Below are 20,226 nucleotides of genomic sequence, written 5' to 3'. Positions count from 1 at the left end.
ACATTGACGACACACGCGCACCTGTGGAAGTCAGGTCCTAGTCAAGCCTTTGGTAGCCCTGTGAGTGTCCTATTTTTTCGGCCTTCGGAGGATCGAGATGGAGCCGGAGCGGGGCTTGCAGGATCTGCCCAGGATTCCTTCGGTCGGCTCGGCTACGGTCTATCAGGCTCGTGCCAAGAAGTGCTGGTACCTCAAGTCGAGTGCTTCGCGGTCGGGCTGCTGCGATCTCCTGTGTGGAAGGACAACCAACGGCTTGCGATGGAACTCCTGGATGCCATGGCGCAGCATCGGGCCATCGATCTCGTTCAGGATTTCGTGGTTCACTTCGACGATCAGATCCGGGGTGATCCCGATGATATCGACGTCGTAGGCGGCGTGGTGCATCTTGCACAGAGACAGACCGTTTCTGACGTTCGGCGAGCCGCCGTCGGCATCAGTGATGATGTGAGCAGCATCCAGTAAGGAGGCATGGCCGAACCGGCAGACGGCGCACTTGCAGGTGTAGGCGTCCAGCACTGCCGCACGAAACGGCGCCTGGTGCAGGCGTTGCTTCGTCTCTCGCGCCGCATATGCGAGCTCGATTTCGGCGTTCGGGAACTCGAGATCGACAGCGGCGAACTGGTGGATGGCGTCGGCGGCCACGATAAATTGGTGCAGGGTGGGTTCTTCCCCGACCAGATAGATGGGGTAGACCGGGGCATATCGTCCTTGAGTGAAGCCGATGAACCAGATCAGTGGTAGGTGATACTCCATCGCCAGACGCAGAGCACGATTGTCCGGGTGATTGGGGTCTGTTCCCCGCCATTTATAGCGACCGAAACCATCTGCCCCGATCTCTGCGTCGTCGTAGGGTCGGGCGCTCGTGGGACGGGTGAATGCGGTTGAAATGGACAACGCCCCAGTCCACTCCGCGGGTTTCCATATGCCCGCCTGAGGACTCATGAACCTTATGCTCTGCCCCTGGTACTGAAAGCGATCATCACGCGAGAAGGACACCGCACCGTCGACTTTCTTGGTATCAAGCCAGGACATGGCAGCGGCGCGAGCGCTGCGCTCCACGTTGATGTCCATGCCAGGAGATTAGTCGCTCACTAGGGAGGGCGATGAAAGACCCGCTAGTGGCGCACGGTCTGCACCTTCTCGACCTCGGCAATTCGATCGAACACTGAAACTCCCGAGTCCAGTAGGGCGGTACGGCGGTGTTCCAAGTCTCGGCGATGTATCCACGCTGGAGGATCGTAAGCATCGGCTCCGGCAGCGGGCCGCGTCCTCCGCGGTGCCGACCGATAGCACGATGGCCGGCCAGTCTGCTCACATGTCCAGGGTTCTGGCGAGGTTCTGGAGCTTCCAGGCGACGGTTGGATCAGCGTGGGCGGCGGCAAGCGTGTCCGGGTAGTCGGCGAACAGCAGTTCAGGGGCGAAGTCCGCGACGCTGAAGCGCTCAAGGTAGTCGGCTTCTTCAGTGTCGACCGGCCTGGACACGCGGGCGAGGAAGGCCTGGGCGGTGTCGATCATCGCTTCCAGGTGCGGCTCCTCGCCGGCGAGCAGCATGGGGTAGAGCGTGTCGGCGACGTCCTTGTGGCGCCCGGAGAACCGGTCACCGACCTCGAGCAGCCGAGGGAACGGTTCGGACTTCGCGAGGTAGTAGAGCACGATTCGCCGAAACAGCCGTTCGTCCCCACCAGCGACGAGGTCCGGGTAGATGGCGGCGATGCGGCTGGTGTCGTACAGGTCGCGGACGGCGACGCGTTCGACGAGTGCTTTGAGCTTGCCGGCGATCAGTTCGATGTCGCTGTTGAGCGGGAACGTCACCTCTGCGCCGCTGTCGAGCACGACGGTCTTGCGTTGCAGCGGTAGCAGCGGTGAGCGGTTCAGGAAGTTGGTGTCGATCTTGACCGAGTCGAGCCCCGCGGTTCCTTTGTATTGCAGGCGGAACGTGCGTCCGGAGTGCTCCGCAGGGCTTATGGTAACCGTGAAGCCCAGCTCCCGGGCTATGTCCGCGATCGCATGTTCGATCGCTGGCCGTTCGGCGAGCATCTGTTCGCGATCGGTGTTGCCGACGTAGCTCAGGTCGATGTCGACTGATAGCCGGGGCATAGCGAGGACGAACAGGTTCAGGGCTGTGCCGCCGTGCAGACTCATCCTCGAACCGAGGAACGCGTGGTTTCCGATCCGCTCGAGGATGAGCAGGAGACGGATGACCTTCTCGATGATGTCGGGCCGGAACCCCGAGAAGTTCAGGTTTACCCGTTCAACCATGCGGCCATCTCCTCCTCGGGTGCCGGCAGGTAGAGCTTCCAGTCGTTCACCCAGTGGCCGTCCTTGGGCTGGGTCGAAGACCAGAAGTACGACGGTCCGGCGCCCAGACTGCCACGCAGCGCCGACAGGGTCTCCTCGGGAACGCTCCAGGCCTCGCGTCGCGCCTGGAGCACCCAGCCGATCCGCGATCGTGCGCTCAGGCTCTCCCGTTGGGCGAGGTCGGCCACCTTGTGCGCGTCCACGTATGTGAACCCGGCGAGAGAGCGGAGTACGTTCTCCGGGCCGCCGGCGAGCTGGGGCCGGGTGAGGCAGTCGACGAGGGTCTGCTCGCGGGTGGTCACGCGGTAGGCGCCGCCCGATGCGGTCAGCAGCGATTGGCTTTCGGGCTTCCGCTTACCGATCTGATGAGGCAGGTAGTCCTGGCGGTCGTACGTGAACGAGGGCAGCCGACGGGTGGTGAAGAACTGCGTCCGGTTGACTAGGTTGTGCAGCGTGCCGTGGAGCTGGAGGGCGGACGTGTAGGCGAACACGGCGTCCTGCGCTACAGCCACCGCGATGTCGACCGGGTCCGGTGTCACCTGACTGAAGGGGCCGGCTTTGGAGACGTAGACACCGCGTCGCACTCGCTCAACTCGTCCGTTCCGCACCGCACGGGACAGCAGGTTCCGGTCGGTCTGGCTGTTCGGGAAAGCACGAGAGAACTCGGCGGCAGTGAACACCTGCCGCGTCGCGAGGAAGCTCTGAATCGCCATTCCTGACCCCGGAAGTTGATGCGCTTGACTCGATCTTACCACTGGGAGTGGTACTTGCTCCGCCAGGATTTCAACCCGGGGTCCGGGCGGTCGCATTGTCACCATGGTCGACGGCGACGGGTGGTTCGTTCGTCGATCACGATCGGACGGCAGACCCTGTCGAGTTGTGCGCGGAAGCCCGCACGAGTCTGCGGAGCCTAAGGTGCAGAGTCGGGGTGCTCGCGCTGACGCGCTCAACCCCTCCTTGGCCTCGGCAATTCGAGTAAACTCGACTGCCCTCGGCCTGCGGTCGGGGTGCTCGCGCTGACGCGCTCAACCCCTCCTTGGCCTCGGCAATTCGAGTAAACTCGACTGCCCTCGGCCTGCGGTCGGGGTGACAGGATTTGAACCTGCGACCTCTTCGTCCCGAACGAAGCGCGCTACCAAGCTGCGCCACACCCCGATGGCTCATGAGCCGAGAGGTAGCTTATCGCACCTTTGATCTGGGCACCAATTGCACCTGTCAGTCAGGAATCCGAGTCTCGTGCCACCAGCCGCAGCAGCGTGGCCTCCGGGCGGCAGAACAGTCGGATCGGGGCGGTGGGGGAGGTTCCGATACCCGCGGAAACGTGCAGCCAGGAAGTCTGCGAACCGGTGGTCCAGGTGCTCAGCCCGGATGCCTGCTCGACCGGCAGATCGCAGTTGTCGATGATCGCGCGGTTGACCGGCAGACAGATCTGCCCGCCATGAGTGTGCCCGGCGAAGATCATCTGCACCCCGTCGGCAGTCATGGCGTCCAGCACCCGTTGATACGGGGCGTGCGTGACCCCCAGCGTCAGATCTGCGTCGGGCGCCAGCGGCCCGGACACCGCCGAGTAGTCGTCCAGCGCGTTGTGTGCGTCGCCGGTGCCGCGGAGGTCCACTGTGCGTCCAGCTACCGACAGCCGGGCCGCCGCGTTGTCGAGATAGACCCACCCGGCGTCGGTGAAAGCGTCCTGCAACTGCCAGGTGGGCAGCAGCTTGCGATCCTTGGCGACGGTGGAATTACCGAATAGGTAGCTCGCCGGGTTGCGGAAGGTCGGTTCGACGAAATCGTTGGAGCCGAAGACGAACGCACCGGGGCGCGCCATGAGCGGTGACAATGCCTCAAGCAGTGGCTCGATCGCTTCCGCGCGCGAGACGTTGTCGCCGGTGCTGATCACCAGATCCGGATCCAGAGCCCCCAGACTCGCCACGAAGCGCAGCTTGCGCTTCTGATAGGGCATCAGATGAATGTCCGACAGGTGCAGCACCCGGATCTGAGGAGACCCGAACGGCAGCACCGGCACGGTCACTCGTCGCAGCACGAAAGCACGCGCCTCCACCCAGGCGGCCGCGGTCACCGCACCTGCCAACCCGAGCAGGCCGCCCGCGGCCAGCGTCAGTCGACGTGTGGCGGTCATCGGCTGGTCGACGGGGACGAGGCAGTAGACGTCGACGCCGGCGCGACCCACTTGGTGAACTTCGATTGAGGCATGCCGTCCATCGCCTCCTGCATGATCGGACGCCACAGCGCACCCGCGCCAATACTCGCGTACGAGCCGAGACTGCGGCCATTGAGTGCGCTCAGGGGAATCGTCATGACGTTGCGGGATTGCTCGGGAGTGTTCTGCCAGGCAGCGCTCGTGTTGTCGCCGGCCACCACGACCGAAGTCGAGATGTCGGGTGTGTAGCCGACGAATGCGGAGCTTGATGCCGAGTTGTCCGAGGTACCGGTCTTGGATGCTTGGTCGATACCGTTGTTGATGTAGGTGGACGACGACAGTCCCGAGACATGCGTCCGGTTGAGTACGTAGTTGACGCCATCGGCCACGGTCGGATCAATGGTTTGCTGGCAGTCGGCACTGGGCACCGGCACCTCGGCGCCGTTGCGGTCGTAGACCGAGTCGAGAATGATCGGGTTGCATCGCACGCCCCGATTGCCGAAGGTGCCGTAGCCGACCGCCATCGACAGCGGGGTCACCTTGGCGGCGCCGAGAGTGAACGAGGGAACGTAGTCGAAGTCGTCCAGTGAGGCCTCACCCTCGACGGGCTGGGAGATCTCGACGCCGGCACGCCTGGCCATGTCAACCGCTTGGCAGACGCCGACATCGCGTTCCAACGACACCCAGTAGTTGTTGACCGACCACATCATGCCGGTCACCATGTTGAAGCTGCCCTGGTTCTGGTTGGCAACCGCGTTGGTCGTGCTGTAGTCCTCGGTCAGCTGGAACTTCTCGTCCCCGCAACCGCGGAACCACTGGCCCTTCCAATTCTGGGTTCGCTGCACGGTGTAGTACGTGGAATCGGGGAAGTGGCCCTGTTGAATGGCTGCGGCAGCCGTCCAGGTCTTGAACGTTGAACCGAACAGATAGCCGTCGGCGCCTCCCATGTCGTAGCTCACCGAATAGTTCCAGGCCGTCTCACCTGCTCCGTCGCCCATCACCGGCCGCGACTGGGCCATCGCCAGGATTCGCCCGGTGGCGTTCTCCACGGTGTCGGCGACCGCGATCGCTGCGTCCTCGGGGCCGACGACCGAGTTGATGACATTCTGGGCCGTGTCCTGCAGGCTCGGATCGATGCTGAGGGTGATCTGCAGGCCGGCCCGGTTGAGCACGTCGCGTCGCGCCTCAACGGTATCGCCGAAGACCGACATCTCGTCGCTCAGCAAGACCCGCGACGCATAGTCGCAGATGAACGGATAGCGGGTGCCCTGGCAACCATTGCCCAGCGTCTGCACCTGTGAGGCATCGAAGCCCTCCGCGGCAGCCTCGTCCGCCACCGACTGGGGCATGCCCTGGTAGCGCACCTGAGCAGCCAGCACGGCCTGACGTCGCGCCAGCGCACCATCCAGGTTGTTGACCGGATCGGTCTGGCTGGGGTTCTGCACCAGACCGGCAAGCATCGCGGCCTGCGCAACGGTCAGTTGCGAGGCGTCGGTGTTGAAGTAGTGCCTGGCCGCGGCCTGCACTCCATAGGCGCCATCGCCGTAGTAGGCGATGTTGAGATAGCGCTCCAAGATCTCGTCCTTGGTGAGGGTGTTCTCCAGTGCGATCGCGTAGCGCATCTCCAAGATCTTGCGGTTCATGCTGGGGGCTTGAGCGTCTTCCACGCAGGCAGTGTCGCCGTTGCACATCTGCAGGCGGACCTGCTTCACGTACTGCTGGGTGAGCGTCGAACCGCCGCCACTGATACCGCCGCCGGCGGCATTGCCGAGCGCTGCGCGTACCACGGACTGAAGGTCGACTGCGCCATGCTCGTAGAACCGGTGGTCCTCAATGGCGATCTGAGCGGTCTGCATCTCGGGGGAGATCTGGTCGAGCGTGACGTACTGGCGGTTCTCGTCGAAGAAGGTCGCCAGCACCGAACCGTCCGACAGGTACATGGTGGACGCTTCGTACTGATCGGGCACCGCGAGGTTCGCGGGTACCTCTTTCAGCGTTGCGGCCCCCGCCCGGGTCGCCCCGGCAGCCAACGCCGCGAAGGGGACGCCAAGGCCGGCGACCAGCACCCCAGCCAAGATGCTGACCACCCCGAACATCAGCAGCGAATAGGCTTTGCTTCCCGCGGTCTTTACGCTCACGCTCTCTAGGGTACGTGATGCATCTGCTGGTTCAGGAGTCGGATTCGAGCGCTCGTTGAAAGCTGGATGCCTGATGAGAGCCGACTTTGTGATATCTGTGTGCGCTCCGTGTGGGCGTCCACGCGACCTGTGAAGGTTTCGCTCAGTCAGCGGTCCGGTGTAGGTTGGATGGCACCACCCACCACTGAAGGGAGCGTGCACCGATGGCCGTGCCTGACCCCGAGGACTGGCCACTGCTGGCCAAATGCAGAGGAATGAATGATGCCCTCTTTCCCGAGGGCAAAGACCAAAAAAGAGCGAAGACGATATGCATGGGATGCCCGGTACGGGCGCAATGTCTGGCAGAGGCGCTGGACAACCGTATCGAATGGGGCGTCTGGGGCGGCATGACCGAAAGGGAACGCCGCCAACTGTTGCGTCAGCGTCCAGACGTGAAGTCGTGGTCAGCGGTGCTGAATGCCGCAGCTATTTCGTCGCACACCGTCAGGGTTGTCGACGAGACCTTCGATGCGCCGGATGAGGCAGAGCGGCCCGAGCAGGTGCAGACAGTCGAAACTCGCTAACGACGCCGGCAGTGCTGTGCCGGTGGGATACCCAGTGTCTTAGAACGGCGGCTCGTGCTCGCTGAGAGAGTCCCGAACGCCACCTCGTCGGGCGGTGCCGGAGTCCTTGTGGCTCCGGCACGATTCTGCTGGATGGCTCAGCAACTCCTCGTTACACCCTGGATGGCTTGAGCGCGCGCGAATCCGATCCCTGAACTCAAGCCGGATCCCTGCCCAAACTCCGTGCCGGGCCGGAGCTTTAACGATTTATCGTCGGACATCGTCGTGCCCGCGTTCGTGGTGGACGAGGTGACCGGCGCGGCCAACGGCCTGGCCGGCGCGCTGGATGCGCTCGGCGCCACCGTCATCGCGGGCGCCCAGGACCTGTCCGGCCTGCATGCCGGCAAGCTGCTCATCGCAGACATGGGCCTGACCAACCTGCTGCCCGAGGTCAAGGCCGACGCCACAGTCGTCTTCTCCGCCGATCGCAGTGAGATCGGGCTCGGGCTGCTGATCGGCGGCGCATCCGGACGATTCCCCCGGCCGGCCGCCGCGATTGCTGCCGGCCCGTGGCCGCTGGCCGACGAGGTGCGCGTGCTGTGGAACAAACTGGCCCCGCAGACACCGCTGCTGCGTTCGGTCAACACCATCGAACAGGTCTACCTGACGGTGAAGAACTACGAGAAGGTGCCGGCGCGGTTGAACGCGGTACAGCTGGCCCAGGCCCGCCGAGTCGTCGCCTCCGAGGTGGACGCATCCCTGTTGCTCGACAACGCTCATCCGATCGGGCGCGAGGACATCGTCACCCCGCTCATGTTCGAGCATCGGCTGCTCGAGCAGGCCCGGCGGGTGAATAAGCACATCGTCTTGCCCGAGGGCACCGAGGAACGCATCCTGCGCGCGGCGCACCGCCTGGCCGAGCAGAAGATCTGTCGGCTGACTCTGCTGGGCGACCCGGCGGCGATCGGGCAGTTGGCCGCCGAGCTGGGCCTGACGATCGACGGCATTCAGTTGATCGATCCCCAGACCAGCCAGCTGCGCGAGCAGTTCGCCGCCCACTACGCCGAACTGCGTGCCAAGAAGGGCGTGACGCTCGAGCAGGCCCGGGAACGGGTCGCCGATGTCAGCTACTTCGGCACCATGATGGTCCTCGAGGGGCTGGCCGACGGGATGGTCTCCGGCTCGGTCAACACGACCGCGCACACAATTCGTCCGGCGCTGGAGGTCATCAAGACCAAGCCGGGCGTGTCGGTGGTCTCCTCGGTCTTCTTGATGTGCCTGGCCGACCGGGTACTGGTTTTCGGCGATTGCGCGGTCAACCCCAACCCGACGCCCGACCAGGTCGCCGATATCGCGATCAGCTCGGCGGCCACGGCCAAGCAGTTCGGTATCGAGCCCAAGGTCGCGATGCTGTCGTATTCGACCGGCACCTCCGGCACCGGCCCCGATGTCGAGCAGACGATCGAGGCGACCCGGCTGGTGCGGCAGCGGGCACCCGGGTTGATCGTGGACGGCCCGCTGCAATACGACGCCGCCGTCGATGCCGCAGTGGCCCGCACCAAACTGCCGGATTCGCCGGTGGCGGGTCAGGCAACGGTGCTGATCTTCCCCGATCTGCAGACCGGCAACAACACCTACAAGGCGGTGCAGCGTAGCGCCGGAGCCTTGGCGATCGGGCCGGTTCTGCAAGGACTCAACAAGCCTGTCAACGATCTCTCACGAGGTGCTCTGGTCGCCGATATCGTCAACACGGTCGCCATCACCGCTATTCAGGCCGGATTGGAATGATGATGGAAACTTTGATGAATGCGGCTGTGGTCACCCGGTTCCGTCACCCGCTCGAGCTGCGCCAGCTGCCGGTACCCACCCCCGGCCCCGGCCAGGTCCTGGTCCGGGTCCGGGCCTGCGGAGTCTGCCATACCGACCTGCATGCCGTTGAAGGTGATTGGCCCGACAAGCCATCGTTGCCGCGAGTACCCGGCCACGAGGCGGTCGGCGAGGTCGTCCAGTTGGGCCCGGGGGTGGACTATCTCAGCATCGGCGACCGGGTCGGCGTGCCGTGGCTGCACTGGGCCTGCGGAACCTGTGAGCAGTGCCTGTCGGGCTGGGAGACACTGTGCAACCAGCAGTTGCGCTCCGGCTACGACGTCGATGGTGGCTTCGCCGAATACCTGGTGGCCTATGGACGGTTCGCGACGAGACTGCCCGACGGGCTCGACTACATCGCCGCGGCGCCGCTGATCTGCGCGGGCCTGACCGTCTACAAGGGCCTGATGATGGCCGACGCCGACCCGGGTGACTGGGTGGTCATCTCCGGCATCGGTGGTCTGGGACATCTGGCCGTCCAGTACGGCAGGGCGATGGGATTCCAGGTGGTCGCCGTCGACATCGACGACGCCAAGCTGAACCTGGCGGCCCGGCTGGGTGCGACCATGACCATCAACGTCCGCAACACCGACCCGGTCGGCTATCTGCAACGTCAGATCGGTGGTGCGCACGGCGCCCTGGTGACCGCCGTCTCCCCGCCGGCATTCGGGCAGGCGGTCGGCATGATGCGTCCTGGTGGCACCGTGGTGCTCAACGGCTTGCCCCCGGGCGATTTCCCGTTGTCGATCTACGACATGGTGATGCGCGCCATCACCTTGCGCGGGTCGATCGTGGGCACCCGCTACGATCTCGGGCGCGCACTGCACCTGGCGGCGCAGGAGAAGATCGCTGCCACGGTACAGACCGCGAGGCTGCAAGACATCAACGAGGTGATGGAGCACATGCAGACCTCCGCTCTGCCTGGGCGCACCGTGCTCGAACTCGGCTGAGCCATGAGTGAAACCGTCATCAGTGTCGGTATCGACGTCGGTACCTCCACCACCGAACTGGTATTCAGCAGGCTGACGATCGAGAACGTGGCCGGCGCCTTCGTCGTGCCGCGCATCTCGATCGTCGACAAGACGGTCATCTATCGCAGCCGTATCTATCTCACGCCACTGATCAATCCCGAATTGATCGATGTGGACGCGCTGCGGACGATCGTCGAGGACGAATACCGCGCGGCCGGGGTGAAACCATCCGACGTGCATACCGGTGCTGCGATCATCACCGGTGAGACCGCCCGCGCCGACAACGCCGAGCAGGTCTTGCAGGCGCTCAGTGAACTCGCCGGTGACTTCGTTGTCGCCGCCGCCGGCCCGCTGCTCGAAGCGGTGCTGGCGGCCCGCGGGGTCGGCATCGATTCGTGGTCACGGGACAATCCCCAGGTCATCGCCAATCTCGACGTCGGTGGCGGGACGACCAACATTGCGGCCTACCGGTTCGGCCGGCTGCTCGGGGCGTCCTGCCTGGATATCGGCGGACGCCTGGTGCGGGTCGACAGTGGCAAGATCAGCTACATCTCGCATCAGATCCGCCGGCTCGCCGCGGCATCCGGTATCCCGCTGGAGGTGGGCGATCGCGCCGATCTGGAGCGCCTGCGGACCCTGGCAAGGGTGATGGCCAGGCAACTGGCGATGGGCGTCGGGCTGATCTCCCGAGATGAGATGCACTCGACCATGTACACCAACATGGGACGACCGCTCGGTTCCGAGATCATCCCGGCGGCGATCAGCTTCTCCGGTGGCGTGGCCGATCTGATCGATGCCGATCGCAGCTCGAACCCGTTCCGCTTCGGCGACATTGGGCCGCTGCTGGGTGCCGCGATCGCTGACGAGAGCGCATTCGGCCTGGTGAAGCGCTATCACGGCGCGGAAACCATCGGTGCGACGGTAGTGGGCGCGGGTGTCCACACCATGGAGATCAGCGGGTCGACGATCGAGTACGCGCGGGAGCTGCTGCCGATCCGCAATGTGCCGATCCTGCGGGTTCCCGATGAACAGGCAGCCGACCCGGCCCGGTTGGCGGCCGCGATCAAAGAGCAACTCGCCCTGCTCAATCCCGACGATCTCAGTCGTGCGGTGGCGGTCTGCTTCAGCGGTCAGCACATCAATTCGTTCGCCTCGGTTCAGGAGACGGCGCAGGCGATCATCGACGGCGCGGCCACCATCTTGAACGGGCCCAATCCGCTGGTGGTCGTCCTGGAAAACGACCGCGCCAAGGTGCTCGGCCAATCCCTCGCGGTGCAACGTGGGCGCCGCGATGATGTGGTCTGCATCGACGGCGTCCACACCGGGTTGGGCGATTACATCGACATCGGTGCACCGGTGGGCGCCGGGCAGGCGGTGCCGGTGGTGGTGAAGACTCTGGTCTTCAACGATTGACTGCCTGGGTCGGACGTGGCCGGCCAAGGTAGCACAGTCCGGCGTCCAACGACGGGCGCTGGGAGGGGAGGGAGCAATGAAGTTAGCAACCAGCCTGAATGGGCACAGCTTTCGCTTCACGAGCATCACCGATGTGCTGGCCAAAGCCAGCGAACCCAAAGCGGGGGATCGGCTGACCGGCATCGCTGCCGAGACAGCCTCCGAACGGCTGGCTGCCAAGGTCGTCTTGTCGGAGCTGACGGTGGGCGAGCTGACCGAGAATCCGACCGTGCCGTACGAGGACGATGAGGTCACCCGGGTGAACTGGGACGGCCTCAACCAGCCCGGCTACGAGTCCATGAAGACCATGACGATCGGCGAGCTGCGCGAGTGGGTGCTCGATCACAAGACCACCCCTGACGTGCTGAAGCGCTCCGGACGCAATTTCGTGGGCGAGGTGGCATCCGCGGTGGCCAAGATCATGACTTCGATGGATCTGGTCTACGGCGCGTCCAAGATTCGCTATGTCACCCACTGCAATACCGAGATCGGCCAGGCCGGCACGATCTCGTATCGTGCTCAGACCAACTCGACCACCGATGACCCGGAGACAATCGTGCTCGGACTGGCCGAGGCGGTCTCCTTCGGGTGCGGCGATGCCTGTCTGGGTATCAATCCGGTCGGTGACGACCCGGCCAACACCAAACGGATCGCCGATGCGGTGTGGCATTTCATGGTCCGCAACGAGATCCCGACTCAGGTCGTGGTGCTCTCTCACATCACCACCCAGATGGAGGCGTTGCGCCGGGGAGCGCCGCTGTCGATGATCTTCCAGTCGATCGCCGGCACCCAGGGTGCCAACGACGACTTCGGGGTCACGCGGGAGCTGCTCGAGGAGGCCTATGAGCTGGTGAAACAGTACGGCCAGTGCCAGGGAGCGAACCTGCTCTACTTCGAGACCGGGCAGGGCTCCGAGGTGTCGATCGGACGCGACCGTGGTGTTGACGAGCAGACCCTGGAAGCGCGCACCTACGGCTTCGGACGTTTCTTCCGGCCGTTCATGGTGAACAACGTCTCGGGGTTCATCGGGCCGGAGACGATCTACGACGGCAAGGAAATGATCCGGGCGAATCTGGAGGACCATTTCATGGGCAAGTTCCTCGGCCTGCCGATGGGTATGGCGCCCTGCTGGACGAACCACACGTCGATCACCATGGACGATCAGCAGCAGGCGACGATGCTGCTGGCGTTGGCCGGCGCCAACTACTACATGGGTGTCCCGCTGGCCGACGATGTCATGCTCGCCTACCAGGACACCAGCTTCCACGACGATGCCACGCTGCGCGAACTGCTGGGACGTACCGCGGCTCCCGAGTTCCACCGCTGGATGGTCTCGCGGGGACTGTGCGACGACAGTGGCGTGCTGACCGAGCGGGCCGGTGACGGCTCGATCTTCTTCTGAACCGGGCTGTGAGTGAAAGGTGAGCGTGATGAACGATCAGGAGATGGAACTCATCGTCCGCCGGGTGCTCAGCGAACTGGGGGTCGGCGCTGCCGTAGCCACCACCGAGGACGATGAGATCCCCGATATCCGGCAGGTCGACTACCGGATGACCTATGACGTGGCGCACCCCGCGAACCCGGAGCGGTTCGCGCAGGTGAAGGCTCGCACCTGGGCCCGGCTGGGGCTGGGACGCAGCGGTCCGCGCTATACGACCAGTGCGCTGCTGCGTTTCTGGGCGGACAACGCCTCGGCTCAAGATGCCGTGTTCACCGATGTGGATCCGGATCTGCTGGAACAGCTGGGGCTGTTCAGCGTGCAGACCAGGTGCACTTCGAAGGACGAGTACCTGACCCGGCCCGATCTGGGCGCACAATTCGACGACGAGACCCTCGCCGAGATCAAGAAGCGCTGCGTCGCCGATCCGCAGGTGCAGGTCTACGTTTCCGACGGGCTGTCGTCGACGGCCGTCGAGGCCAACGTCCGCGATCTGCTACCCGCGCTCGAGCAGGGGCTGAAGCTGCACGGGCTGAGCGTGGGAACGCCGTTCTTCGTGAAGTACGGCCGCGTGCGCTCCATGGAGCCGATCTCGCAGACCCTCGGCGCGAGGGTCACCTGTGTGCTGCTGGGTGAGCGTCCCGGGCTTGCTACGCCGGAGTCGCTGTCGGCCTATCTGGCGTACCGGGCTCGGGTCGGCATGCCCGAGTCGGAGCGCAACTGTGTCTCCAACATCCACCGCGAGGGCACTGGGCCGGTCGAGGCCGGGGCCCACATCGCTGATCTGATCGCCAAGATGATCGAACAGCAGGTGTCGGGGATCAACCTCAAGGTCTGAGTGCCGATCCCGGCGACGGCGGAAGCCTGCGGATGTTCTCGACTGCGTGCGCGGTGTCCACCTGGTAGCTGGCCCATCAGCCGGGTGACCGGCGCGTATCCTGGGTAACCGAAAGTCGGGGTCCGGGATGCAAGCAAGCTCCGGATGGCCGAAGTCATGCTCAGAGAGGAGCCATGATGGCAGAGCGTCGGTCGGGCGGCACGCCCCCATCCAGTACGTCCACCAGCAGGTCTGGTGGAGTCCGCCGCGCGATGTGGATAGCAGGTCTCGGACTCACCGGGCTGCTGGCCGGCTGCTCCGCAGGCGGCGGCGAGGAATCGGGCGGCATCCACGGTGGAGAGGCCAGCCTCGTGCTGCCGGACTTCACGTCCGTCTCGTTTTTCGGAATGCAGGGCAACCATCTGCTGATGATCGGTCTGCTGGTCTGTTTGGCGGGCCTGGGCTTCGGGCTGGCCACCTATCGTCGGCTGCGGGATCTGCCCGTGCACGAATCGATGCGCGAGATCAGCGAGCTGATCTATCAGACCTGCAAGACCTACCTGATCCAGCAGGGCAGGTTCCTGCTGATTCTGTGGCTATTCATCGGCACGGTCATCCTGCTGTACTACAAGGCCCTCGTCGGCTTCTCCTGGGGACGCGTGGCGATCATTCTCGCGTTCAGCCTGATCGGCATGGCCGGCAGCTTCGGGGTCGCCTGGTACGGCATCCGCGTCAATACCTTCGCGAACTCACGGACCAGCTTCGCGGCACTGCGCGGCAAGCCCTACCCGGCACATGCCATCCCGATGCAGTCGGGCATGAGCGTGGGCATGGTGCTGATCAGCGTGGAACTGCTGATGATGCTCATCATCATGCTCTTCCTGCCGCCGACCATCGCCGGGTCGTGTTTCATCGGGTTCGCGATCGGTGAATCGCTCGGGGCGTCCGCGCTGCGTATTGCGGGCGGTATCTTCACCAAGATCGCCGATATCGGCGCCGACCTGATGAAGATCGTCTTCCACATCAAGGAAGACGATGCGCGCAACCCGGGCGTGATCGCCGACTGCACCGGTGACAATGCGGGCGATTCGGTTGGCCCCTCCGCCGACGGCTTCGAAACCTACGGCGTGACCGGAGTCGCGCTGATCACGTTCATTCTGCTGGCCGTCCAGGACGTGACGGTTCAGGTGCAACTGCTGGTCTGGATCTTCACCATCCGCATCGTCATGGTGCTGGCCTCGTTCATCTCATACGCGGTCAATTCGGCGATCACCAAGGCGCGCTACGAACACGCCGAGGAGATGGACTTCGAAGCCCCGCTGACCCAGCTGGTCTGGCTCACCAGCATCGTTTCGATCGCCCTGACCTATCTCACGAGCTTCGCGATGATCTCGAACCTGGGCGACGGCATGTGGTGGAAACTGGCCACGATCATCTCGTTCGGCACCCTTGCCGGCGCCCTGATCCCGGAATTGGTGAAGGCGTTCACCTCGGTCAAGAGCCGCCACGTCAGGGAGGTCGTCGTCAGTGCCCAGCAGGGCGGGGCGTCCCTGGATATTCTGTCCGGTCTGGTGGCGGGCAACTTCTCGGCATTCTGGCTCGGTGCCGCGATTCTCGGCCTGATGTCCGGAGCGTTCTTCGTCAGCACCTTGGGATTGGGTGCACTGATGCTGGCGCCGGCGGTCTTCGCCTTCGGGCTGGTTGCCTTCGGCTTCCTGGGCATGGGCCCGGTGACGATCGCCGTCGATTCGTATGGTCCGGTGACCGACAATGCGCAGAGCGTCTACGAATTGTCGACCATCGACGAGATCCCGGGGATCGAGGACGAAATCAGGCGTGACTTCGGCTTCGATGTGAAATGGGATAATGCGAAGCGCTATCTGGAAGAAAACGACGGTGCCGGCAATACCTTCAAAGCAACCGCCAAACCGGTGCTGATCGGCACTGCGGTGGTCGGCGCGACCACGATGATCTTCTCGATCATCGTGAGCCTCACCCAGGGCCTGGAACAAGATATCGACAAGCTGTCGCCCATCCATGCGCCCTTCCTGCTCGGCCTGATCGCGGGCGGGGCGATCATCTACTGGTTCTCCGGGGCCTCCATCCAGGCGGTCACGACCGGCGCATACCGCGCCGTCGAGTTCATCACCGCGAATATCAAACTGGACGGAGTCACCAAAGCGTCCGCGGCGGATTCGAAGAAGGTCGTGGAGATCTGCACGCGCTATGCGCAACGCGGCATGCTGAACATCTTCCTCGGGGTCTTCTTCGCCACGCTGGCGTTCGCGTTCATGGAACCGTTCTTGTTCATCGGCTATCTGCTGTCGCTGGCGCTGTTCGGGCTCTATCAGGCCATCTTCATGGCCAATGCCGGCGGGGCTTGGGACAACGCGAAGAAACTCGTTGAGGTCGATCTGGACGCCAAGGGTAGTGCGCTGCACGACGCGTCCATCGTCGGAGACACAGTCGGCGATCCGTTCAAGGACACCTCATCGGTTTCCCTGAACCCGATCATCAAGTTCAGCACGCTGTTCGGCTTGCTGGCCGTCGAGTTGGCGGTCTCGATCTCGGGTGCCGGCAACAGCGTGCTCACTCATCTGCTCGCTGTGGTCTTCTTCCTGATCGCGGTCTACTTCATCTGGCGGTCCTTCTACGGAATGCGCATCGGACTCGACCTGGTCGATGTCAAGCGCGAGCTGTCGGACGATCTGCCTGCCGACCAGTTGACCGGTTCGGCCAGCGCTGCCGCAGTGGTCGGCGGCATGGAGCGAGTCGAGGAGGGCCTGGAACTGCAGACCATCCCCGGCCGGTCAAGGTTCGACGATTCTCGTTCCTGAAGCTGCGGGGTCCCGCAGGTCGTCAGCACCTGCGGGACCCACGCTCACCACTCCTCGTGAGTATTGGCGTCCCAGGCCTTGGCCTCGCCCAGGTCGATGGTCGCCAGGTCGATCATCTCCTGATCGGTCAGCTCGAAACTGAACAGATCGGCATTGCTCAGCCAACGCTGCCTGTGCTGGGACGCGGGGATAACGACGGCACCTTGCTGAACGGCCCAGCGCAGCACCACCTGTGAGGGCTCCACGCCGTGACGCTCGGCGATCGTGTGGACGATGATCTGATCGAGCGCATGCTCGGCCTGGCCGAGCGGACGCCAGCCCTCGGCGACGATCCCGCGCTCGGCCAAGAAGGCGCGCACCTCGGTGCGGGCCAGTGCAGGGGAGAGCTGGATCTGGTCGACCACGGGCCACACACCGGTGGCCTGGTAGAGCTCTTCGAGCTGGTGCGGGAGGAAGTTGGACACCCCGACATGCTTGACGAGACCCTCGGCATGCAGCTCGAGCATTTCCTGCCAGGTCTCGACGGCGAGGCCCCGCGATGGATTGGGCCAGTGGATCAGCAGCAGGTCGACATAATCGGTGTTGAGCCTGCGCAGCGAGTCCTCCAGGCCGTGCCGGGTCAGCCCGCGTCCCTGATCGGAGCCGGCCACCTTGGTGGTGACGAAGATCTCGTCCCGCGGCACGCTGGAGCGGCGGATGCCCTCACCGACCGCCACCTCGTTGGCGTACTGGGCTGCGGTGTCGATCAGTCGATAGCCGTCATAGATGCACTCGGCCAGGCGATCGGCCAGTTCGTTTCCCTTGGCGAACAGGGTGCCGGTACCGACCAGGGGAATCGATCCCCCGTCGAGGAGCGGGACTGAGGGAATGGTGATCGTGTTCATACATCCACTTTGTCACTGATGACCAGCAACCGGGAGATGTTCACGGTTATCAAATTGAAGGATCAATTGGTTGGGGTCGGTCTAGGCTCGCAACCATGATCAATGGTGTCGTCAATCCGACCGGCGACGAGGCAGTCACCCTCACCTACTATGCGCACGGCCAGGCAGACAAGCTCAGCAACGTGGCCAGGCGTCCGGCCGTCCTGGTGCTGCCGGGCGGGGGATACGAACACTGTTCCGACCGGGAATCCGAGCCTGTCGCACTGTCCTTCCTGGGGGCCGGCTACCAGGCTTTCGTCCTGCGATACTCCCTGGGTGAACGGTCGGCCTGGCCGCGTCCGCTTGCCGACGCCGAGGCGGCGATGCAGACGATCATCGACCACGCCGACCAGTGGGGCGTCGACCCCGATCGCATCGTGGTCGCGGGATTCTCGGCGGGCGGGCATCTGGCTGCCTCGCTGGGCGTCTTCGGACGGATCCGCCCGGCGCGGCTGATCCTGATCTACCCGGTGACGACGCTAGACACCCTGAAAGTGTGCGTTGCGGCCAGCCACAACGCCCCCGACCTGCTCGCTGCGGTCGACGCCGGCACCCCGGCCACGTTCCTGGTCCACACCGCGGACGACGAGACCGTGCCGGTCACCGACTCACTGGCCTTCGCCGAGCGCCTCCATGCTGCGAACGTGCCATTCGAACTGCACGTCTTCCCTTCCGGGCCGCACGGTTTGGCGCTGGGTACGGCCTTCACCTCCACAGGCCGCCCCGAGATGGAGAACCCCGGGTTTGCGCAGTGGCTCGGTCTTGCCGTGAACTGGTTGCGCCGCGAGTTCCCCATCGGTTGACTTCCGTGGCGTCGTGTTCGGGGCACGCTCTAATCTGGGGGCATGAGTGATGCATCGCAGCCAACCAAGTGGGAGTACTTCGTCGCCCCCGTGCTGAGCCATGTCGCCCAGCAGATCCTCAACAACTTCGGCGCAGATGGTTGGGAGCTGGTCCAGCTGGCTCCCGGCCCCAACCCCGACACGCTGGTCGGCTACTTCAAGCGCCCGATCGTGGCAGGTGCCTGATGAGCGCGAGCGAGCGGCTCACCGAACTGGATATCGAACTGCCGGCGACACCCGTTTCGCTTGGTGCCTACGCCCCGGCCAAGCGGGTCGGCACTCAGGTCTTCACCAGCGGCCAGTTGCCGATCGATCTGGACGGCAACATCATCACCGGCCGCCTGGGCGCCGATGTTGATCTCGACGGCGGCAAGCAGGCCGCCCGGCTCGCGATCCTGCGTGCGCTGTCGGCGGTGGTCTCGGTGGCGGGAACCATCGACGCCATTCGTGAGGTCGTGCGGGTGTGTGTCTTCGTGAATTCCACCCCGGAGTTCACCGATCAGGCACTGGTCGCCAACGGCGCGTCCGAATTGCTCATCGAACTCTTCGGTGAAGAAGGACGCCACGTCCGCAGCGCGGTCGGCGTCGCGGTGCTGCCCGCCAATGCGGCGGTCGAAGTCGAATTGGTCGTCGAGGCTGCGTGAAAACCACCGCGGACGAAGTCTTCAAGCTGCTGCGCGCGGCCTACCCGGACGCGCGCTGCGAGCTCGACTTCACGAGTCCGTTCCAGCTGCTGGTCGCCACGGTGCTGTCGGCCCAGTCGACCGATGTCGGGGTGAACAAAGTCACCCCGGTGCTTTTCGCGCGCTGGCCGACCCCGCAGGCGCTGGCTGAGGCCGACCGGGCCGAACTCGAAGAGGTCATTCGGCCCACCGGCTTCTTCCGCAACAAGGCGGCGGCGTTGCAGGGGCTGAGCCGCCAGATCGCCGATGACTACGACGGCAAGGTGCCGATCAGCATCGATGACCTGGTGAAGCTGCCGGGTGTCGGGCGCAAGACCGCCAATGTGGTGCGAGGTCATGCTTTCGGGCTGCCCGCCATCACCACCGACACCCATGTACTGCGGGTTTCGAAACGCCTCGGCTGGACGACCTCGGCGAAACCCGAGGTCGTCGAAACCGACCTTCAGCAGCTGTTCGACCCCTCCGATTGGACGGTGCTCAGCGACACCCTGATCTTCCACGGCCGCCGCTGCTGCCATGCCAAGAAGCCCGCCTGCGGCGCCTGCGTGGTGGGTGGGCTCTGCCCCAGCTACGGCACCGGCCCGACCGATCCGGACGAGGCCAAGGCTCTGGTGAAGTCATGACCGGACAGTTCGATCAGCTCGTGGCCAGGCTGGCCGATCCCGGCCTGTCCAACCGGTTGACGCCCGAACGGCGTCCGCACGGTCAGGCCCACGCTGCCGTGCTGATCCTATTGTCGGAGAACAACGATCCCGATCTGCTGTTCACCGAAAGAGCCGTGGGACTGCGCAAACATGCTGGTCAGATCTCATTCCCGGGAGGTACCTACGAGCCCGGCGACGCGGACGCCCCAGCGACCGCGCTCCGCGAGACCTGGGAAGAGGTCGGCCTGCAACCCGACAGGGTGACCCTGCTCGGACGCCTGCCCGTGACCAGGTTGCCGGTCAGTAGTTTCGATGTTGCCCCGGTGGTGGGGTCGTGGAGCGGGCTCGACCCGATGGCCGTGACCAGCCCGGCCGAAGTGGCCGCCATCCATCGCTGGCGGATCTCGGAGCTGACCGATCCCGGCCATCGCGTGATGGCCCGTCACCCCGCCGGGCACACCGGGCCGGCCTGGCTGTTCGGTGATCTGTTCTTGTGGGGATTCACCGCGTATCTGACCGATGCGCTGTTGAAACTGGGCGGTTGGTCACAACCGTGGGATCAGACCCGGCTCGTCGACGTTCCCAAGCGCTTCATGCGGGACCGCCCGCTGCCCTGACGC

18 protein-coding genes and 1 tRNA gene are annotated in these 20,226 nt (G+C 64.5%); 12 read left to right on the top strand and 7 right to left on the bottom strand.

Annotated elements, in window-relative coordinates:
• Positions 1 to 162: 162 nt before the first annotated feature.
• The 6 genes from QUE25_RS04620 to QUE25_RS04595 all read right to left on the bottom strand — a co-directional run bounded on the left by QUE25_RS04620 (position 163) and on the right by QUE25_RS04595 (position 6,591).
• Positions 163 to 1,071, bottom strand: a complete 909-nt coding sequence (locus QUE25_RS04620; protein WP_286267981.1) for an HNH endonuclease — start codon at positions 1,069 to 1,071, stop codon at positions 163 to 165.
• A gap of 240 nt (positions 1,072 to 1,311) precedes the next feature.
• Entirely contained in the window at positions 1,312 to 2,259 is a 948-nt protein-coding gene (locus tag QUE25_RS04615; RefSeq protein WP_286267980.1) for a nucleotidyl transferase AbiEii/AbiGii toxin family protein, read from the bottom strand.
• The gene (locus tag QUE25_RS04610; protein WP_286267979.1) at positions 2,244 to 3,011 is read right to left on the bottom strand and encodes a type IV toxin-antitoxin system AbiEi family antitoxin domain-containing protein; all 768 of its coding nucleotides are present in this window, start codon (positions 3,009 to 3,011) and stop codon (positions 2,244 to 2,246) included. Before QUE25_RS04610 ends, QUE25_RS04615 begins: the two co-directional genes overlap by 16 nt.
• Positions 3,012 to 3,379: 368 nt before the next feature.
• Positions 3,380 to 3,453: transfer RNA gene (locus QUE25_RS04605), tRNA-Pro, on the bottom strand.
• A 64-nt stretch (positions 3,454 to 3,517) separates the two neighbouring features.
• On the bottom strand, positions 3,518 to 4,432 hold the full coding sequence (locus tag QUE25_RS04600) for a metallophosphoesterase (protein WP_286267978.1): 915 nt from the start codon (positions 4,430 to 4,432) through the stop codon (positions 3,518 to 3,520).
• Positions 4,429 to 6,591 carry a transglycosylase domain-containing protein gene (locus QUE25_RS04595; RefSeq protein WP_286267977.1) on the bottom strand — a complete coding sequence of 721 codons (2,163 nt, stop codon included), beginning with the start codon at positions 6,589 to 6,591 and terminating at the stop codon, positions 4,429 to 4,431. Before QUE25_RS04595 ends, QUE25_RS04600 begins: the two co-directional genes overlap by 4 nt.
• Positions 6,592 to 6,794: 203 nt before the next feature.
• On the opposite strand from QUE25_RS04595, the gene QUE25_RS04590 reads away from it, so the two are divergent.
• From QUE25_RS04590 to QUE25_RS04560, 7 genes are all read left to right on the top strand, one after another.
• A complete protein-coding gene (locus QUE25_RS04590; RefSeq protein ID WP_286267976.1) occupies positions 6,795 to 7,154 on the top strand; it encodes a WhiB family transcriptional regulator in 360 nt (119 codons plus the stop codon).
• Positions 7,155 to 7,418: 264 nt separating this feature from the next.
• Positions 7,419 to 8,921, top strand: coding sequence for a phosphate acetyltransferase (pta, locus tag QUE25_RS04585; RefSeq protein ID WP_286267975.1), 1,503 nt, complete (start codon positions 7,419 to 7,421; stop codon positions 8,919 to 8,921).
• A 14-nt stretch (positions 8,922 to 8,935) separates the two neighbouring features.
• Complete coding sequence (locus tag QUE25_RS04580; RefSeq protein ID WP_286267974.1) at positions 8,936 to 9,949, top strand: zinc-dependent alcohol dehydrogenase; 1,014 nt, start codon at positions 8,936 to 8,938, stop codon at positions 9,947 to 9,949.
• Positions 9,950 to 9,952: 3 nt separating this feature from the next.
• Entirely contained in the window at positions 9,953 to 11,383 is a 1,431-nt protein-coding gene (locus QUE25_RS04575; protein WP_286267973.1) for an ethanolamine ammonia-lyase reactivating factor EutA, read from the top strand.
• Between the two features lie 76 nt (positions 11,384 to 11,459).
• Positions 11,460 to 12,824 carry an ethanolamine ammonia-lyase subunit EutB gene (gene eutB / locus QUE25_RS04570; RefSeq protein ID WP_286267972.1) on the top strand — a complete coding sequence of 455 codons (1,365 nt, stop codon included), beginning with the start codon at positions 11,460 to 11,462 and terminating at the stop codon, positions 12,822 to 12,824.
• Between the two features lie 28 nt (positions 12,825 to 12,852).
• Positions 12,853 to 13,698: an ethanolamine ammonia-lyase subunit EutC gene (gene eutC, locus QUE25_RS04565; RefSeq protein ID WP_286267971.1), complete on the top strand. Its 846-nt coding sequence runs from the start codon at positions 12,853 to 12,855 to the stop codon at positions 13,696 to 13,698.
• Between the two features lie 251 nt (positions 13,699 to 13,949).
• Positions 13,950 to 16,514 (top strand): sodium-translocating pyrophosphatase, encoded by a 2,565-nt coding sequence (locus tag QUE25_RS04560; RefSeq protein ID WP_286268493.1) that lies wholly within the window; start codon positions 13,950 to 13,952, stop codon positions 16,512 to 16,514.
• A gap of 44 nt (positions 16,515 to 16,558) precedes the next feature.
• Here the strand turns inward: QUE25_RS04560 and QUE25_RS04555 are convergent, their stop codons facing one another.
• Positions 16,559 to 17,398: an aldo/keto reductase gene (locus tag QUE25_RS04555; protein WP_286267970.1), complete on the bottom strand. Its 840-nt coding sequence runs from the start codon at positions 17,396 to 17,398 to the stop codon at positions 16,559 to 16,561.
• A gap of 95 nt (positions 17,399 to 17,493) precedes the next feature.
• Between QUE25_RS04555 and QUE25_RS04550 the strand changes: the two genes are divergently transcribed.
• Genes QUE25_RS04550 through QUE25_RS04530 form a run of 5 tightly spaced genes read left to right on the top strand, consistent with a single transcriptional unit; the run spans position 17,494 to position 20,223 of the window.
• Positions 17,494 to 18,240, top strand: coding sequence for an alpha/beta hydrolase (locus QUE25_RS04550; RefSeq protein WP_286267969.1), 747 nt, complete (start codon positions 17,494 to 17,496; stop codon positions 18,238 to 18,240).
• A gap of 42 nt (positions 18,241 to 18,282) precedes the next feature.
• The gene (sp36, locus tag QUE25_RS04545; protein ID WP_286267968.1) at positions 18,283 to 18,465 is read left to right on the top strand and encodes a Sp36 family protein; all 183 of its coding nucleotides are present in this window, start codon (positions 18,283 to 18,285) and stop codon (positions 18,463 to 18,465) included.
• On the top strand, positions 18,465 to 18,923 hold the full coding sequence (locus QUE25_RS04540; protein WP_286267967.1) for a RidA family protein: 459 nt from the start codon (positions 18,465 to 18,467) through the stop codon (positions 18,921 to 18,923). Before sp36 ends, QUE25_RS04540 begins: the two co-directional genes overlap by 1 nt.
• Entirely contained in the window at positions 18,902 to 19,585 is a 684-nt protein-coding gene (gene nth / locus QUE25_RS04535; protein WP_286268492.1) for an endonuclease III, read from the top strand. The genes QUE25_RS04540 and nth overlap by 22 nt, the downstream gene beginning before the upstream one ends.
• Entirely contained in the window at positions 19,582 to 20,223 is a 642-nt protein-coding gene (locus QUE25_RS04530; protein ID WP_286267966.1) for an NUDIX hydrolase, read from the top strand. The genes nth and QUE25_RS04530 overlap by 4 nt, the downstream gene beginning before the upstream one ends.
• Positions 20,224 to 20,226: the final 3 nt, after the last annotated feature.

It is taken from the genome of Brooklawnia propionicigenes (assembly GCF_030297015.1).
Taxonomy (GTDB): domain Bacteria; phylum Actinomycetota; class Actinomycetes; order Propionibacteriales; family Propionibacteriaceae; genus Brooklawnia; species Brooklawnia propionicigenes.
This window is presented reverse-complemented; position numbering and strand designations above follow the sequence as displayed.

What these genes read in the sequence shown, in the direction of transcription:
- QUE25_RS04600 (WP_286267978.1), bottom strand. Translation starts at nt 4,432, where the DNA reads ATGACCGCCACACGTCGACTGACGCTGGCCGCGGGCGGCCTGCTCGGG.
- QUE25_RS04550 (WP_286267969.1), top strand. Translation starts at nt 17,494, where the DNA reads ATGATCAATGGTGTCGTCAATCCGACCGGCGACGAGGCAGTCACCCTC.
- QUE25_RS04620 (WP_286267981.1), bottom strand. Translation starts at nt 1,071, where the DNA reads ATGGACATCAACGTGGAGCGCAGCGCTCGCGCCGCTGCCATGTCCTGG.
- QUE25_RS04580 (WP_286267974.1), top strand. Translation starts at nt 8,936, where the DNA reads ATGAATGCGGCTGTGGTCACCCGGTTCCGTCACCCGCTCGAGCTGCGC.
- QUE25_RS04590 (WP_286267976.1), top strand. Translation starts at nt 6,795, where the DNA reads ATGGCCGTGCCTGACCCCGAGGACTGGCCACTGCTGGCCAAATGCAGA.
- eutB (WP_286267972.1), top strand. Translation starts at nt 11,460, where the DNA reads ATGAAGTTAGCAACCAGCCTGAATGGGCACAGCTTTCGCTTCACGAGC.
- sp36 (WP_286267968.1), top strand. Translation starts at nt 18,283, where the DNA reads ATGAGTGATGCATCGCAGCCAACCAAGTGGGAGTACTTCGTCGCCCCC.
- QUE25_RS04540 (WP_286267967.1), top strand. Translation starts at nt 18,465, where the DNA reads ATGAGCGCGAGCGAGCGGCTCACCGAACTGGATATCGAACTGCCGGCG.
- QUE25_RS04615 (WP_286267980.1), bottom strand. Translation starts at nt 2,259, where the DNA reads ATGGTTGAACGGGTAAACCTGAACTTCTCGGGGTTCCGGCCCGACATC.
- QUE25_RS04560 (WP_286268493.1), top strand. Translation starts at nt 13,950, where the DNA reads ATGTGGATAGCAGGTCTCGGACTCACCGGGCTGCTGGCCGGCTGCTCC.
- eutC (WP_286267971.1), top strand. Translation starts at nt 12,853, where the DNA reads ATGAACGATCAGGAGATGGAACTCATCGTCCGCCGGGTGCTCAGCGAA.
- QUE25_RS04610 (WP_286267979.1), bottom strand. Translation starts at nt 3,011, where the DNA reads ATGGCGATTCAGAGCTTCCTCGCGACGCGGCAGGTGTTCACTGCCGCC.
- QUE25_RS04530 (WP_286267966.1), top strand. Translation starts at nt 19,582, where the DNA reads ATGACCGGACAGTTCGATCAGCTCGTGGCCAGGCTGGCCGATCCCGGC.
- QUE25_RS04555 (WP_286267970.1), bottom strand. Translation starts at nt 17,398, where the DNA reads ATGAACACGATCACCATTCCCTCAGTCCCGCTCCTCGACGGGGGATCG.
- QUE25_RS04575 (WP_286267973.1), top strand. Translation starts at nt 9,953, where the DNA reads ATGAGTGAAACCGTCATCAGTGTCGGTATCGACGTCGGTACCTCCACC.